We start from the raw sequence: 14550 nt of genomic DNA on the forward strand, positions 1-14550 counted from the left end.
GCAAACGGCTATTGCGGCAACCGTTGCTTGACCTGCGCCACGAAGTCCTCTCCGCGCTGTTCGAAATTGTCATATTGATCGAAACTGGCCGCCGCCGGAGCCAGAAGGACGGTTTCACCGGGCTGCGCATCATTCATCGCTTGCGCGACCGCTTCGCACATTGTCGTGCAGACCTGCGCATCGGCATCTAGCTGCATGGCAAAATGCGCGGCTTCGCGCCCGATCACGTAGGCTTTGACCACCTGATCCGCCGCTGCGTTCAATGCGGAAACCCCGCCCTCTTTCTCGAGCCCGCCACAAATCCAGCGGATTTGCTTAAATGCGCTCAGGGCTTTCAGCGCGCTGTCGACATTTGTGGCCTTGGAGTCGTTGACGTACGTAACACCACCCGCCTCGGCAATAACCTGGCTGCGGTGCGGCAGGCCGGGATAACTGTGCAGCGCATCTTCGATCACCCGCGGAGCCAAACCCAACGCGCGACAGGCCGCATAAGCCGCGCAGGCGTTCTGGTGGTTGTGTGCCCCCGGCAGCCCCTTGATTCCACGCAGGTCAATTGACCCCGCTTGCCGCCCTTTGCGGTATTCCGACAGGAACCCTTTGCGCGCAAAAACCTGCCAACCGGGACCGGTTAGCTTACGCGCGACCGACACACGAATGACGCGGTCATCGGTCGGTCCTTCGGCCAGCTGACCGGCCAAAAATGCGCCCTCCTTTTCATCGATCCCAATTACGGCCCGATCCGGCCCACCTTCGGCGAACAACCGGCGTTTGGCCGCGAAATAGCCCCCCATCCCGCCATGGCGATCCAAGTGGTCAGGCGTCAGGTTGGTGAACACGGCCACATCCGGCGTTAGCGAACGGGCCAGTTCGGTCTGATAGCTCGACAGCTCCAGCACCACAACCGAGCCATTACCGCTAGGTTCGATATCCAGAACGCCCCGCCCGATATTGCCCGCCAGCTGCGCCTCGCGCCCGGCCTCGGTCAGAATGTGATGGATCAGCGCAGCGGTGGTGGATTTTCCGTTCGACCCGGTTACCGCGATCACGCGGGGCGGCGTGTCATAGCTGCTCCACTCTGGTCCGGCAAATGACCGAAAGAACAGCCCGATGTCATTGTCGACCGGAACTCCGGCCTCCAGCGCAGCAACTACGACCGGGTTCGGCTCTGGATACAGATGAGGGATACCGGGTGAGACGATCAGCGTGGCAATGTCATCAAACGCCCCATGACGACGCAGATCAACGCAGATAAACCCCTCGGCCTCGGCCTTTTCGCGGGCCGCTGGGTTATCATCCCAGCATACCGGTTTGGCCTTGCCTGCCACCAGCGCGCGCGCGGTGGCCAGCCCCGACCGGCCAAGCCCCAGAACCGCAACCTTCTGTCCTGAAAACCCTTGGACCGGGATCATGCTGAACACCCTCTTTTGACTTTGAATTGGCCGCCACACTGCACCGAAGACTTCCCCGATGACAAGGGCAGCAAAAGGCTCGCGCGGCAGCGCGAGCCGGGCCCAACAGGTGGCAGGTGGACCGCAGGTCCGCCGAACCTGGCGGGAGCTCTACCGGACTTTCAGCGTCGCCAGTCCGATCATCGCCAGGATCAGCGAGATGATCCAGAACCGGATCACGATTGTAGGCTCAGCCCAGCCCTTTTTCTCATAGTGATGATGGATCGGTGCCATCAGGAACACGCGCCGCCCTGTGCGCTTGAAATACAGCACCTGAATGATCACGCTCAGCGCTTCGACCACGAACAGACCACCCACCACGGCCAGTACCAGCTCGTGCTTGGTGGCAACCGCGATCGCGCCCAGAGCCCCGCCCAGCGCCAGCGAGCCCGTGTCGCCCATGAACACCGCCGCAGGCGGTGCATTATACCAAAGGAACCCAAGTCCCGCGCCAAACAGGGCTGAGGTAAAGATGAATATCTCCCCTGTCCCGGGCACGTAGTGCACATCCAGATACTCGGTGAAGTCGACCCGACCCACGGCATAGGCAATCACACCCAGAGTCGAGGCCGCAATCATCGCCGGCATGATCGCAAGCCCGTCCAGACCGTCCGTCAGGTTCACCGCGTTAGCCGCACCGACGATCACGATGATCGAGAACGGGATGTAGAAAACGCCCAGATTGATCAGCGTATCTTTGAAGATCGGCAGCGCCAGTTGGTTCTGCAACGCTTCGGGGTGGTGCAAAGACGCCCATAGCGAGGCCAGAACTGCGATGATGACGCCCAGCGCCAAACGCATGCGACCCGAAACACCCTGAGTGTTCTGCTTTGACACTTTCGCATAGTCATCTGCAAAGCCAATCGCCGCATAGGCCATCGTTACAAATAACACCATCCAGACATAAGGATTGTCCCATCGCGCCCAGATCAGGGTGGATGTCAAAAGCGCGCCCACAATCAGTAAGCCGCCCATGGTCGGTGTACCTGCTTTCGAGAAATGTCCCTCTGGGCCGTCATCCCGGATCGGTTGGCCCTTGCCCTGTTTCTTGCGCAGCACGTTGATCAACGGCTTACCGAACAGAAATCCGAAAATCAGCGCAGTCAGAAAGGCGCCGCCAGCGCGGAACGTGATATAGCGGAAGAGGTTGAAAAAATCTCCTCCGTCCGACAGGGCGGTCAACCAATAGAGCATTACAGAACCTTTCTCACACTGAGGCGGCGGGCGTAGTCATCAATCAAGCGCGCCCCCTTGCCCCATTTTACGCAAACCGTCAACAATCTGTGCCAGCGCCATGCTCAGCGATCCCTTGGCCAGCACGGTGTCGCCATTCTGAATCAGCTCGGGAAGCTTCGCCGACATCTCGGCACTCGTCTCGAACCAGAGCCCGCGTTTGTTCGTCGGAAGCGCATGGTGCAATGCCTGCATCAGTGGCCCGACACAGTGCACCTTGTCCACGCGCTGCATGGCCGAAACATCGACCATCGCCGCGTGCATGGCGACCTCATCTGCGCCCAACTCTTTCATATCGCCCAGAAAAGCGATGCGCCTTTGCCCTTGGGCGGCGGCCAGCACATCCAGCGCGGCCTCCATCGAGGTCGGGTTGGCGTTATAACTGTCATCCAGCAATTCGATCCGCCCCCCGTCGGCCAACGCGATCTGTTCTCGCACGCCGCGCCCTTTGACCGGCGACCATCCGCCGAGGCCCGAGATCGCCTCGTTCAGATCAACGCCCATTTCGACGCAGGCCGCCAGGGCCCCCAGCGCGTTCATGGCAAAATGGGTTCCAGCTGACTGCACATCAAACTCTATCGGCTGCCCGCCAACCGTTGCCGTCGCATGCACCGAGTCGGATTGCTGCGTTACACCGGTCAGGGTGTAGTCAGTGCCTTCGCGTCCAAACTCTACCGCCTTGGCTCCATGATCCCGAGCGCAATCGCGCAAGATATCCGCATGTTCGATATCGGCGTTCACGATGGCCGAACCGCCTTCGGTCAGGCCGTCAAAGATTGCCGCCTTTTCATGCGCGATACCGGCCACCGAGTCGAAGGCCTCAAGATGCACAGCTGCCACGGTCGTCACCAGCGCCACATGAGGGCGGGTTTGCTGCGCCAACGGAGAGATCTCTCCGGGGTGGTTCATACCGATCTCAATCACCGCGAATTCAGTGTCACGCGGCATCCGTGCCAGCGTCAACGGCACACCCCAGTGGTTGTTGTAGCTGGCGACACTCGCATGGGTTTTTCCCTGCGTTTCCAATATCGTGGCCAGCATTTCCTTGGTCGACGTTTTACCAACACTGCCCGTTACGCCCAGCACCCGCGCGTTGGATCGTGCGCGACCAGCCTGACCCAGCGCTTCCAACCCGGCCTGCACGTCATCCACGATCAAAAGGGGCGCATCGTCAGCTACGCCCTCGGGAATGCGAGACACCAGAGCCGCGCCCGCCCCCTTTTCCAACGCTTGCGCGACGAAATCATGCCCGTCCCGCGCCGCCTTGAGGGCCACGAACAGATCGCCGGGCTGAATGGTGCGCGTGTCGATGGAAACCCCGTTGACCACCCAATCGGTTGTGGCCCGTCCGCCGGTTGCTTGGGCGGCCTCCGCCGCAGTCCAAAGCGTCATGCGACCCTCCCATCCAAAGCGGCCACGCTGATACTAGCCTGCTCGGCATCATCGAAGGGCAAGACTTGATCACCAACGATCTGGCCAGTTTCATGCCCTTTGCCCGCGATCAACAACGCGTCGCCCGGTTGCAGCGCGTCTATCCCACGCAGGATCGCCTCGGCGCGGTCTCCGACTTCCGTTGCGTCCGGCGCGCCCTCCATGACGGCGGCGCGAATGATCGCGGGGTCTTCACTGCGCGGGTTGTCGTCGGTGACAAAGACCACATCAGCGTTGTTGGCGGCGGCTTGCCCCATCAATGGACGCTTGGTGGCATCGCGATCCCCGCCCGCGCCAACGATGGCGATCAGGCGACCCATCACATGCGGGCGCAACGCCTTGAGCGCGGTCGCCACGGCGTCTGGCGTATGGGCATAATCCACAAACACCGCCGCGCCGTTTTCCCGCGTCGCGGCCAGTTGCATGCGGCCGCGGACGGTGGTCAGATGCGGCAGGGTCTCGAAAACACGCTCGGGCTCATCCCCAGCCCCGATGACAAGGCCGCAGGCCAGCAGGATGTTTTCGGCCTGAAAGCCGCCGATCAGGTTCAGGCGGGTTTGGAACACTTTGCCTTGCCACGAAAACCGCAGATCCTGCCCCGTTGCGTCAAACCGCTGGTTGATCAAACACAGGTCAGCCTCCCCCAACCCAACGGTCAGCACCTTCTGTCCGCGCTCTTTGGCGATCCGGCGGACCTGAGCGCCTTTCGGATCGCTCATGTTGACAACAACAGTGCCGTCCTGCGGTAAAACCCGATCAAACAGGCCTGCCTTGGCGTTGAAATATGCCTCGAACGTCTCGTGATAATCCAAGTGATCCTGGGTAAAGTTCGAAAACCCTGCAGCCGTCAGTTGCACGCCGTCCAGGCGGCGCTGCTCCAGCCCGTGCGAGGACGCCTCCATCGCGGCATGGGTCACACCGTTCTCGGCGGCCTCAGACAGGCAGCGGTGCAGAGTGATCGGCTCAGGTGTTGTATGCGCAAGCGGAGCGGTCCAAGCTCCTTCGACCCCAGTTGTGCCCAGATTGACGGCGGCATGGTCCAGTTCGGTCCAGATCTGACGCACAAATGTCGCGACAGAGGTTTTCCCGTTGGTGCCGGTGACCGCCACGATGGTCTGAGGCTGTGCACCGAACCACAGCGCAGCACTTCCCGCCAATGCCTGACGCGGGTCTTCCACCACGATCAGGGCCGCGTCGGATGCGGCCAGTTCATTGGCGGCAATCTCGGCCCCTTCGGCGTCTGTCAGGATGCCCGCGGCCCCCATGCGCAAGGCATATTGGATGAACTCACCGCCATGCACCCGCGTTCCGGGCAGGGCTGCAAACAGGAACCCGTCCTTCACCTCTCGGCTGTCGACAGCCAATCCGGTGATGTCGGGATTGGCCCCGCCGCGCGCGGTCAGGGCCAGTTGGCTGAGTTTCTTTGTCCTTGTGCCCATGACCCACCTCTTGCCGGACAGCTTAATTTGAGGTCAGCGTTATAGCAGCGCCCGCATCAGGCTCAAGCCGGGGACGCAGACCCAAAAGGGGTGCGATGCGGCCAATCAGTTCGGCGGCTACGGGAACTGCTGTCCACCCCGCCGTACGGCGCTTTTCGCCGTAGGCGACGATCGAGGGTTCATCCAGCGTGACGATCAGAACGTACTTCGGATCATAGGCCGGGAACAGCGTAGCAAAGGTCGAGATGACCTTGTCATCATAATACCCGCCGCGCGGCTTGGGCTTGTCTGCCGTGCCGGTTTTTCCCGCCACTTCGTAACCTGCGACATCGCCAAAGCTGGCCGTGCCATCCGTTACCACGCGGCGCAGCATTCCTTGGGCCTGTTTGGCGGCGCTTTCGGACATGACACGTGGCCCGTATTGCGGCCCGTTCTTGCGCAGAATCGTCGGGCTGACATAGTGCCCACCATTGGCAATCGCGGCATATCCGGCGGCCAGGTGCATCGGGCTGGTCGACAAGCCGTGGCCGTAGGAAATGGTTACTGTACTCAACTCACCCCATTTCTTGGGCTTGAGCGGTTCGCCCCCCTTGGCTTCGACAATCTCGAATGGCGTGGGATCGAACATGCCCAGTGCTTGCAGGAAATCCTGTTGCCGCTGCGCGCCGATTTGCAGCGCCAGCCGTCCGGTGCCCCGGTTCGAGCTGTGGACGATCACGTCTGCAACGCTGATCTTACCGTAGTTCTTGCCATTGAACTCCCCAATCGGGAAACGTCCGATCTTCATCGGCCCCGTGGTGTCGATGATTGTGTTCGAGTTCACAAGACCCAGCTGAACCGCCTGAGCGGCCGTGAAAATCTTGAAGACAGACCCCAGCTCATAGACACCCTGCACATAGCGGTTGAACAGCGGACTGTCCGAGGGATCAAAGCCGGATGTCGGCGGACGCGGTCGATCATTGGGATCGAAAGACGGCAATGAGGCCGCCGAGATCACCTCGCCCGTATGCGCGTTCATCAGAACCGCCGACGCGCCTTTGGCATTCATGATCTTCATGCCGCCGTATAGGACCTGCTCGACAGCGGCCTGAACGGTCAGGTCCAGCGACAGCTGCAGCGGTTTGGTTCCATTCGCAGGATCGCGCAGATAATCGTCGAACTGCTTTTCGACGCCGGCAACGCCAATCACCTCAGCGGCGCTTACGCCTTCGCGGCCAAAGCTGGACCCACCCAGAATATGCGCGGCCAGACGCCCATTCGGGTACAGTCGCATCTCACGTGGGCCAAACAGTATGCCGGGATCCCCAATATCGTGCACCGCCTGCTTCTGCTCAGGCGAGATACGTTTTTTGATCCATAGGAACTTACGGTTACCGGTGAAGTCCTTGACCAAACGCTCTTTTTCCAGATCAGGGAAAATCGCAACCAACTGATCCGCCGCTGCTATCGGGTCGATCATCAAAGGCGGCTGCGCATAGACCGAATAGGTATCCAGATTGGTCGCCAGAATGCGCCCTTCGCGGTCCACAATATTGGCGCGCTGCATCGCAATGGCCGCACCGGGGGCCGAGGCGACAGGCTCTTGCGCCTCGGACGTGGCCAGCATGCCCATCCGAACACCCACCACCGAGAAGGCACAAAAGAAAAACAGACCCAGCACCAACAAGCGCCCCTCGGCCCGTGCGCGGGCGCGGTCTTTCATGTCTTCGTGGCGCTTGTGGATGTTCTCACGTTCGATGGCTTTGGGGTTCTCTCCGCGCGCACGTGCGTCGAGGATACGAGCCAGTGGGCGCAGGGGTGTACGGGTCATGGGATCTGCACCTCACCCAGCGCCTGAGTATCGGTGATCGCCTGCAGCTCGATCGGGTCGACAATCGGCAAATCGGGATCCTCGGCATAAGCGATCTGGTCCGCGCGACCGAACTGTTCGGCCCGCAACGGCAATAGACCCAGACGCTCGAAGTTCAAATCGGCCAGCTCGCGCAAGCGGTCAGGACGGTTAAGATAGGCCCATTCCGCGTTTAATACGGCCAGTCGCACCTGCGCCATACCGATTTGACGCTGCAGGGTCTGGGTTTCCTTCACGACCTGCTGCGTACGGTAGTTCTCTTGATAGGCCCACAACGCCAGTCCGAATACGGACAGAGCAGTCAACACATACAAAACACTCTTCATTTTGCCCTTCCCCCTAGTTGCGGCATTCCAACGGCACGGGCCTCAATTTCCCCCGCCGGAGCCTCAGTCCGAATTGCGACGCGCAGCTTGGCCGAGCGCGCGCGCGGATTCTCTTGCAGTTCCCGCTCATCCGGGCCCACCGCTTTGCGGGTCTTGAGCGTGAACTGCGGCTGTTCCTGTTCGATCTCGGGCGCATAACGGTTGGCGCGTCCGGTTTTGCCCGCACGGGACTGAAAGAACCGTTTTACCATCCGGTCCTCAATCGAATGAAAGGTGACCACTGCCAGCTGCCCGCCCGGTTTCAGCGCACGCTCGGCAGCCATAAGGCCCCGATACAGCTCTTCATATTCCGCATTCACCGCGATCCGCAGACCCTGAAAGCTGCGCGTTGCAGGGTGGGACTGCCCCGGTTTGGGACGTGGCAGGCAGGATTCGATGATCTCGGCCAACCGCAAGGTCGTTGTAATCGGTTCTTCGGTCCGGGCTTTTACAATTGCTTTGGCAATGCGGCGGCTGGCGCGCTCTTCTCCGTAGTGAAAAAGAATATCCGCCAATTGCGCCTCGGTCGCGGTGTTGACCAGATCAGCGGCACTTTCGCCCTCCTGACTCATGCGCATGTCAAGCGGGCCGTCTTTCATGAAAGAAAATCCGCGTTCGGCCAGATCCAATTGCATCGACGACACGCCGAGGTCCAATACAACCCCATCCAACCCCTGTGCATATTCATCCATGCGGGAAAACACGCCAGGCTGCATCACCAGCCGGTTGCCATACTGCGCCGCCCAATCCGCCGCCATTTCAAAAGCCAACGGATCACGGTCGACGCCGATGACCTTGTCGGCCCCGGCATCCAGCAAGCCACGAGTATAGCCACCCGCCCCGAACGTCCCGTCCAGCCAGACACCCGACACGGGCGCAACTGCCGCCAGCAATGGGCGCAGCAGAACGGGGATATGAGGTTTACCGGAAGGGTATGCAGCGCCGGCCATGCCGTTACGCATCCCCGATGCCATCAAGGAACTCCAAAGGATCGAAATCCTCTGGCTGTTCGTCCAGCCATTCTTCGGCCGCGGCCAGTTCTTCCGAATCGTAGGTTTCCGGCTTCCAGATCTGGAATGTGTCACCGGCGGCAATAAAGAAGGCCTCGCCCTCAAGCCCGATCTTGTTGCGCAGCTTCGCTGGCAGCACCAGACGGCCGGTTTCATCAACTGTGGTCGGGAACGACTGACCGTGGAACATCCGTTGCAACATTTTCCGCTGCATCGATCCGCGCGGCAGCGCGTCGATCTTGGCGTCAACCTCGTCAATCGCCTGCATGGTATAGCATTCAAGGAACTTGCGGCGGTGGTCACCGTAGACAATCACCAGTTCAGGAGTATCGCCGGGCTGCCAGTTCGGATCAGAGGCTTCAAGCACACGGCGAAACGAGGCCGGGATCGACACCCTGCCCTTCGTATCCACCTTGTGGTGGCTTTCACCTCTAAACCTGCGCGCCAAGACGACTGTCCCTTTCGCTTGCGCCCCACCTAAATTTCTTGTCCCCCCGGATGAAAAACGGCGGGTTGATCTGCTGCCACTGATCAACCCGCCGCATTGACCCGCTGAGCGGGATGTCCAGCTGCGCGCGCCACCTGGGGGGATGTCTGCTCGCCCGCGCGCCGGATCTCTTGATTGATGAAAGCGAGATGCCTGTATGAAACCTGATTAGTCTTTTTGGTTCGGGGTCGTTTGGCGCCCCATGTGCCTCGTCCTCATCGGATGAATAAGGGATGCCATGGGAATTTATGGAAATCAACAGGAAATTTTTACACTCACCGCTTGTACGGCGCTATAGATGAATTTTAAATTGAAGAAAATCAGGGTCGAGATACTATTTGTAGATGAAGCCTATTACTCAAACACTAAATAAGCTAAAAAAATGGCATCGCCCAATACGTCCCACGAATTCCCAGAAAAATTCTCCGATTATCGAGATTCTCAAAAAAACCAGCAAATCGGGTGATTTTTGCAACGAATCGCGCAGCAGGAAAACAACGCTAATCTCGGGATTTTTGGGTCACTACAAGCGTTGCCCATGATTTCCCATACACGCTCGCCAACTACATTCGGGCACTTGAGAGTATTCTGAATGCACAAGATTTAACGAAACCTGCCAAAATACTTCGCACCACTTTCAAACCTGAAATATCAGACTGAAACTTTCCCTTGCGGAAGATGACTCAAAAAGCCCTGTTTTATTGGTCTTTTTGACAGATCATATTCAACCAATTGATATCTATGCATTTGCTGCATAGCAGCATTGATGTCGCAGGGTATTGTGCAATCGCAGCATTTGCCTATTTTCAGTCTCAAGCAAGCGCCGGACATCACCGGCAACAACGAATAGATCGAGTTAAGCAAATGGCTGTAGCAACACAGAACACCGCGCTCAAAGGCGCACCGGTAACTGGCCTGACTTCGCTGTTTGAGGCCGCAAAAACACGGTTCGCCCGGTACCGCATTTACCGCCAGACGGTTAACGAACTGTCTGAGCTGTCGAACCGCGAACTGGCTGATCTGGGCCTTCACCGCTCGATGATCCGCCGCCTAGCCCTGCAAGCGGCCGAAGATTACGTCGCACGGTAAGCGACACAGAAACACCGAGATCAGGTCCTTCCTCCTCCCTTTAGGACCTGTATTTCAGCGGCAGCGTCTCTCCTCCTCCCTGACGTTGCCGCACCTTATACCGGCCCTGAACGCCGGAACATGATACACCGGGTACTCCTCCTCCCTTTCCCGGTGTTGAAAGCGCGCGGCGACGTCTCTCCTCCTCCCTGACGTCGCCGCGTCTTCCTCATACCGGGGTCAAACCCGGGTTCGGATACATCAGGGCTTTCCTCCTCCCTGCCCTGGTGTTGAAAAGAACGGCGGTTCCCCCTCCTCCTCCCTGGGAACCGCCGTTTTTGTTTCTTCCAGCACATGAAAAAGGCGCCGCAGTTGACACCGGGCGCCCTCACAAAGAATCGAGCATGTGCCGTCAGGCACATTCCTTTTGATTAAAACGGAACATCGTCCTTGGCGGACAGAAACCGTGAGACGACCTTTTTGGTCCCTGCCTTATCGAAATCCACCTCGACCTTGTCGCCCTCGATGCCGATCACAGCTCCATAGCCGAACTTCTGGTGAAACACTCGCTCGCCCAAGGTAAAGCTGGCTACAGCCGTTGCGTCGATCACCGTGTTTCGGCTCTCGCGCGGTTGCGAAGTTCCATACTGGCCCTGCCGCGCCTGCATCCGCTTCCACCCCGGAGAGTTATAAACATTTGCCTCTGCAGCGCGGGTTTCGATGCCGGCAGTCTGCTGACCACCACCATACAGGCCGGGTGGCGTCAGGACTTCAACGTGTTCCTCAGGCAGCTCATCGATGAAACGTGACGGCATGGCGTTCTGCCACTGGCCAAACACCCGCCGATTGGCCGCAAAGGATATCGTACAGACTTCTTCCGCCCGCGTGATGCCCACATACGCCAGCCGCCGCTCTTCTTCGAGCCCCTTGATCCCGGATTCGTCCATGGATCGCTGCGACGGGAACAACCCGTCCTCCCAGCCCGGCAGAAACACGGCAGGAAACTCCAGACCCTTTGCCGCATGCAAGGTCATGATCGAGACCTTGGCCCCGTCACCCTCCTGCTCGTTGTCCATGACAAGGCTGACATGTTCCAGAAACCCCTGGAGATTCTCGAAATTGTCCAGCTGGTTGACCAGTTCCTTAAGGTTTTCCAACCGCCCCGGTGCTTCCGGCGTCTTTTCGTTTTGCCAATGCGCGGTATAGCCGGACTCGTCCAGAATGATTTGGGCCAGTTCGATATGCGATACCTCAGGCTCGCCAAACCGCAACGGCGCGCCATCATCGATGACCGTGTCATCCTCAACCTCAATCCGAGGGCCACGGGTCATACCGTTCCAACGTGCCAGCCCGTCGATCAACTCGCGCAGCGCCTTACCGCCCTTGCCCTTGATCAGACCGTTATCGACCGCGATCCGGGCGCCATCGACCAGTGACACTCCGTTTTCACGTGCCGTCATCTGAATCGTCTGCTGCGCCTTGTCCCCAAGGCCACGCTTCGGCGTGTTTACAATCCGTTCGAACGCCAGATCATCGCCGGGGCTGACCACCAGTCGGAAATAGGCCATCGCATCGCGAATCTCCATCCGTTCATAGAATCGCGGGCCACCAATAACCTTGTAGGGCAGACCGATCGTCAGGAACCGGTCCTCAAACGCGCGCATTTGATGAGAGGCACGCACAAGAATCGCGATTTCGTCCAGATTGAAGGGCCGCACCCCGCGGGTTCCGCCCTGCATCGCGTCGATCTCTTCCCCGATCCAACGGGCCTCTTCTTCGCCATCCCAATGGCCGATCAACCGAACCTTTTCACCATCCTGCGCATCGGTCCAAAGTTCTTTGCCCAGCCGACTTTCGTTGCCACGAATGACATTGGACGCGGCCGCCAAAATATGTGGGGTCGAGCGGTAGTTCTGTTCAAGCCGCACGACATAAGCACCGGGAAAATCCTTCTCAAACCGCAGGATATTGCCCACCTCAGCCCCGCGCCAGCCATAAATTGACTGATCATCGTCCCCCACGCAACAAATGTTCTTATGCGCCCCGGCCAGCAACCTCAGCCAGAGGTATTGGGCGACGTTGGTATCCTGGTACTCATCCACAAGGATGTAACGGAACCAACGCTGGTATTGCTCCAGCACATCCTGATGGGTCTGAAAGATAGTGACCATGTGCAGCAGCAGATCACCAAAATCCACCGCGTTCAGTTCGCGCAAACGCGTCTGGTATTGCGCATAGATTTCGACGCCTTTGTGGTTATAGGCCCCGGCATCAGCAGCAGGAACCTTGTCCGGCGTCAGAGCCCGGTTTTTCCAATCGTCGATGATTCCGGCCAGCATCCGCGCGGGCCAGCGCTTGTCATCTATATTTGCCGCCTGAATCAACTGTTTGAGCAATCGCAGCTGATCGTCTGTATCCAGAATGGTGAAGTTCGATTTCAGATCGACCAGTTCTGCATGTCGCCGCAGCAACTTGACGCAAATCGAGTGAAACGTGCCCAGCCATGGCATCCCTTCCGCTGGTTGGCCCAAAAGTCTTCCAACGCGATTTTTCATCTCGCGCGCAGCCTTGTTGGTGAAGGTCACCGACAGAATCTCGTTCGGACGCGCCCGTCCGGTGCTGAGCAGATGGGCAATTCGCGCCGTGAGGGCCTTGGTTTTACCGGTCCCCGCCCCGGCCAGCATCAGAACAGGCCCATCCAGCCGCTCAACCGCGTCGCGTTGTGCCGGGTTCAGCTCATCCAGATAAGGCATGGGGCGCGCGGCCATCGCGCGTGCGGACAGTGATGCGCCTTCAAAGGCGTCCATTTCGTCGAAACTGCTCATACCGATAAAACTACGCCGGATGGGCGGCGAGGGAAAGGGTTTGTTCACGCCTTGTTCGCCCTATTTTTCCCGGATCAGTGAACATCATTCAGCGCGGCGGATTGTGCGCGTGGGATGCCGCAATCGGTCAATGGCCTAAAATCCTTGCCGAATCGCGCCTTAGGTCTGATCAATCCGTATGGATCTTCATAGTCGTTATCCCGGCATTGCCGACCTGAAACACCGCGCGCAGCGCAGAATTCCGCATTTCGTGTGGGAGTATCTGGACAGCGGCACCGGGGTCGAGGCCACCTTGCACCGCAACCGCGCCGGGTTGGATCGCGTTGGGTTTCTGCCCTCAATCCTGCACGGCCCGATGGAGTTCGATACATCGACCACGTTTCTGGGCCAAACCTACCCTCTGCCTTTCGGCGTAGCCCCAATCGGCATGGCGGGGTTGATCTGGCCTGATGCCGAAGGCCACCTGGCCCGTGCCGCCGCCAAAGCCGGGCTGCCGTTCACTTTGTCAAACGTTGCCAGCCAAAGTCCGGAAGACGTCGCGCCTTATCTGGGGGAAAATGCATGGTTTCAACTATATCCACCCAAGGATCCCGATATTCGCACGGACCTTTTGCAACGGGTGCGCGACGCTGGGTTCACAACTCTGGTGATGACCGCAGATGTGCCGGTCGCGTCCCGGCGTGAACGTCAAACACGCTCGGGCCTGACCAATCCGCCCAAATTGACTCCGCGCCTGCTGGCCCAAGTGGCGATACGACCGGAATGGGCACTTGGGATGGCGCGTATCGGCCCACCGCGGATGCGGACGCTGGACAAATACACCGACACTTCAAGCAACCTGCCGCCATCCGCCCATGTTGGATACCTGCTGCGCACGTCTCCTGACATGGAATATGTGCGATGGTTGCGTGATGCATGGGACGGCCCGCTGATTGTCAAAGGCGTGCAACGCCCAGAAGATGCCGCACCCCTCCAGCAGGCCGGCGTGGACGCGATCTGGATCTCGAATCACGGCGGACGTCAATTCGATGGTGCCCCTGCAAGCATCGAGGCCCTGCCCGCGATCCGTGCCGCCACGGATCTGCCTCTCATCTTTGACAGCGGGATCGAAGGGGGGCTCGACATCCTGCGCGCCAAAGCATTGGGAGCAGATTTCGTGATGTTGGGGCGTGGGTTCATGTACGCGCTCGGCGCTTTGGGGGCCAAGGGGCCGGACCATGTCATCGACATTTTGCGACAGGATATGCACTCGAATATGGGCCAATTGGGCGCCGAGTCGCTGGCTGACCTGCCGCCGATCACACCGCTTGCCGATGCCGCGATGCAGCGCTAGAAGAAAGATAGCGCTAACAGAGGGCGTTTGCGAGCGTTAACATGCCGGTTCTACCCAGAACG

11 protein-coding genes are annotated in these 14550 nt (G+C 59.2%); 2 read left to right on the forward strand and 9 right to left on the reverse strand.

Going from position 1 to position 14550, the window contains the following annotated elements:
* Window positions 1–8: 8 nt before the first annotated feature.
* The 8 genes from murD to mraZ all read right to left on the reverse strand — a co-directional run bounded on the left by murD (window position 9) and on the right by mraZ (window position 9223).
* The gene (gene murD / locus J7416_RS11905; RefSeq protein ID WP_209224969.1) at window positions 9–1409 is read right to left on the reverse strand and encodes a UDP-N-acetylmuramoyl-L-alanine--D-glutamate ligase; all 1401 of its coding nucleotides are present in this window, start codon (window positions 1407–1409) and stop codon (window positions 9–11) included.
* A 150-nt stretch (window positions 1410–1559) separates the two neighbouring features.
* Entirely contained in the window at window positions 1560–2642 is a 1083-nt protein-coding gene (gene mraY / locus J7416_RS11910) for a phospho-N-acetylmuramoyl-pentapeptide-transferase (protein WP_209224970.1), read from the reverse strand.
* Window positions 2643–2681: 39 nt separating this feature from the next.
* The gene (gene murF, locus J7416_RS11915) at window positions 2682–4073 is read right to left on the reverse strand and encodes a UDP-N-acetylmuramoyl-tripeptide--D-alanyl-D-alanine ligase (protein WP_209224971.1); all 1392 of its coding nucleotides are present in this window, start codon (window positions 4071–4073) and stop codon (window positions 2682–2684) included.
* On the reverse strand, window positions 4070–5551 hold the full coding sequence (locus J7416_RS11920; RefSeq protein WP_209224972.1) for a UDP-N-acetylmuramoyl-L-alanyl-D-glutamate--2,6-diaminopimelate ligase: 1482 nt from the start codon (window positions 5549–5551) through the stop codon (window positions 4070–4072). The genes murF and J7416_RS11920 overlap by 4 nt, the downstream gene beginning before the upstream one ends.
* A 22-nt stretch (window positions 5552–5573) precedes the next feature.
* Window positions 5574–7361, reverse strand: a complete 1788-nt coding sequence (locus J7416_RS11925) for a penicillin-binding protein 2 (protein ID WP_209224973.1) — start codon at window positions 7359–7361, stop codon at window positions 5574–5576.
* Window positions 7358–7726 (reverse strand): cell division protein FtsL, encoded by a 369-nt coding sequence (locus J7416_RS11930; protein WP_170422727.1) that lies wholly within the window; start codon window positions 7724–7726, stop codon window positions 7358–7360. Before J7416_RS11930 ends, J7416_RS11925 begins: the two co-directional genes overlap by 4 nt.
* Window positions 7723–8715: a 16S rRNA (cytosine(1402)-N(4))-methyltransferase RsmH gene (gene rsmH, locus J7416_RS11935; protein ID WP_209225087.1), complete on the reverse strand. Its 993-nt coding sequence runs from the start codon at window positions 8713–8715 to the stop codon at window positions 7723–7725. The genes J7416_RS11930 and rsmH overlap by 4 nt, the downstream gene beginning before the upstream one ends.
* A 4-nt stretch (window positions 8716–8719) precedes the next feature.
* Window positions 8720–9223: a division/cell wall cluster transcriptional repressor MraZ gene (gene mraZ, locus J7416_RS11940; RefSeq protein ID WP_209224974.1), complete on the reverse strand. Its 504-nt coding sequence runs from the start codon at window positions 9221–9223 to the stop codon at window positions 8720–8722.
* Window positions 9224–10126: 903 nt separating this feature from the next.
* On the opposite strand from mraZ, the gene J7416_RS11945 reads away from it, so the two are divergent.
* Window positions 10127–10351: a DUF1127 domain-containing protein gene (locus tag J7416_RS11945; protein WP_209224975.1), complete on the forward strand. Its 225-nt coding sequence runs from the start codon at window positions 10127–10129 to the stop codon at window positions 10349–10351.
* Window positions 10352–10761: 410 nt separating this feature from the next.
* Here J7416_RS11945 and J7416_RS11950 read toward each other — a convergent pair whose 3' ends face one another.
* A complete protein-coding gene (locus J7416_RS11950) occupies window positions 10762–13155 on the reverse strand; it encodes a UvrD-helicase domain-containing protein (RefSeq protein WP_209225088.1) in 2394 nt (797 codons plus the stop codon).
* A gap of 178 nt (window positions 13156–13333) precedes the next feature.
* Between J7416_RS11950 and J7416_RS11955 the strand changes: the two genes are divergently transcribed.
* Window positions 13334–14488, forward strand: coding sequence for an alpha-hydroxy acid oxidase (locus J7416_RS11955; RefSeq protein ID WP_209224976.1), 1155 nt, complete (start codon window positions 13334–13336; stop codon window positions 14486–14488).
* Window positions 14489–14550 lie beyond the last annotated feature (62 nt).

It is taken from the genome of Ruegeria sp. R14_0, from assembly GCF_017743975.1.
GTDB lineage: Bacteria > Pseudomonadota > Alphaproteobacteria > Rhodobacterales > Rhodobacteraceae > Ruegeria.

What these genes read in the sequence shown, in the direction of transcription:
- murD (WP_209224969.1), bottom strand. Translation starts at nt 1,409, where the DNA reads ATGATCCCGGTCCAAGGGTTTTCAGGACAGAAGGTTGCGGTTCTGGGG.
- mraY (WP_209224970.1), bottom strand. Translation starts at nt 2,642, where the DNA reads ATGCTCTATTGGTTGACCGCCCTGTCGGACGGAGGAGATTTTTTCAAC.
- murF (WP_209224971.1), bottom strand. Translation starts at nt 4,073, where the DNA reads ATGACGCTTTGGACTGCGGCGGAGGCCGCCCAAGCAACCGGCGGACGG.
- J7416_RS11920 (WP_209224972.1), bottom strand. Translation starts at nt 5,551, where the DNA reads ATGGGCACAAGGACAAAGAAACTCAGCCAACTGGCCCTGACCGCGCGC.
- J7416_RS11925 (WP_209224973.1), bottom strand. Translation starts at nt 7,361, where the DNA reads ATGACCCGTACACCCCTGCGCCCACTGGCTCGTATCCTCGACGCACGT.
- J7416_RS11930 (WP_170422727.1), bottom strand. Translation starts at nt 7,726, where the DNA reads ATGAAGAGTGTTTTGTATGTGTTGACTGCTCTGTCCGTATTCGGACTG.
- rsmH (WP_209225087.1), bottom strand. Translation starts at nt 8,715, where the DNA reads ATGGCCGGCGCTGCATACCCTTCCGGTAAACCTCATATCCCCGTTCTG.
- J7416_RS11945 (WP_209224975.1), top strand. Translation starts at nt 10,127, where the DNA reads ATGGCTGTAGCAACACAGAACACCGCGCTCAAAGGCGCACCGGTAACT.
- J7416_RS11950 (WP_209225088.1), bottom strand. Translation starts at nt 13,155, where the DNA reads ATGAGCAGTTTCGACGAAATGGACGCCTTTGAAGGCGCATCACTGTCC.
- J7416_RS11955 (WP_209224976.1), top strand. Translation starts at nt 13,334, where the DNA reads ATGGATCTTCATAGTCGTTATCCCGGCATTGCCGACCTGAAACACCGC.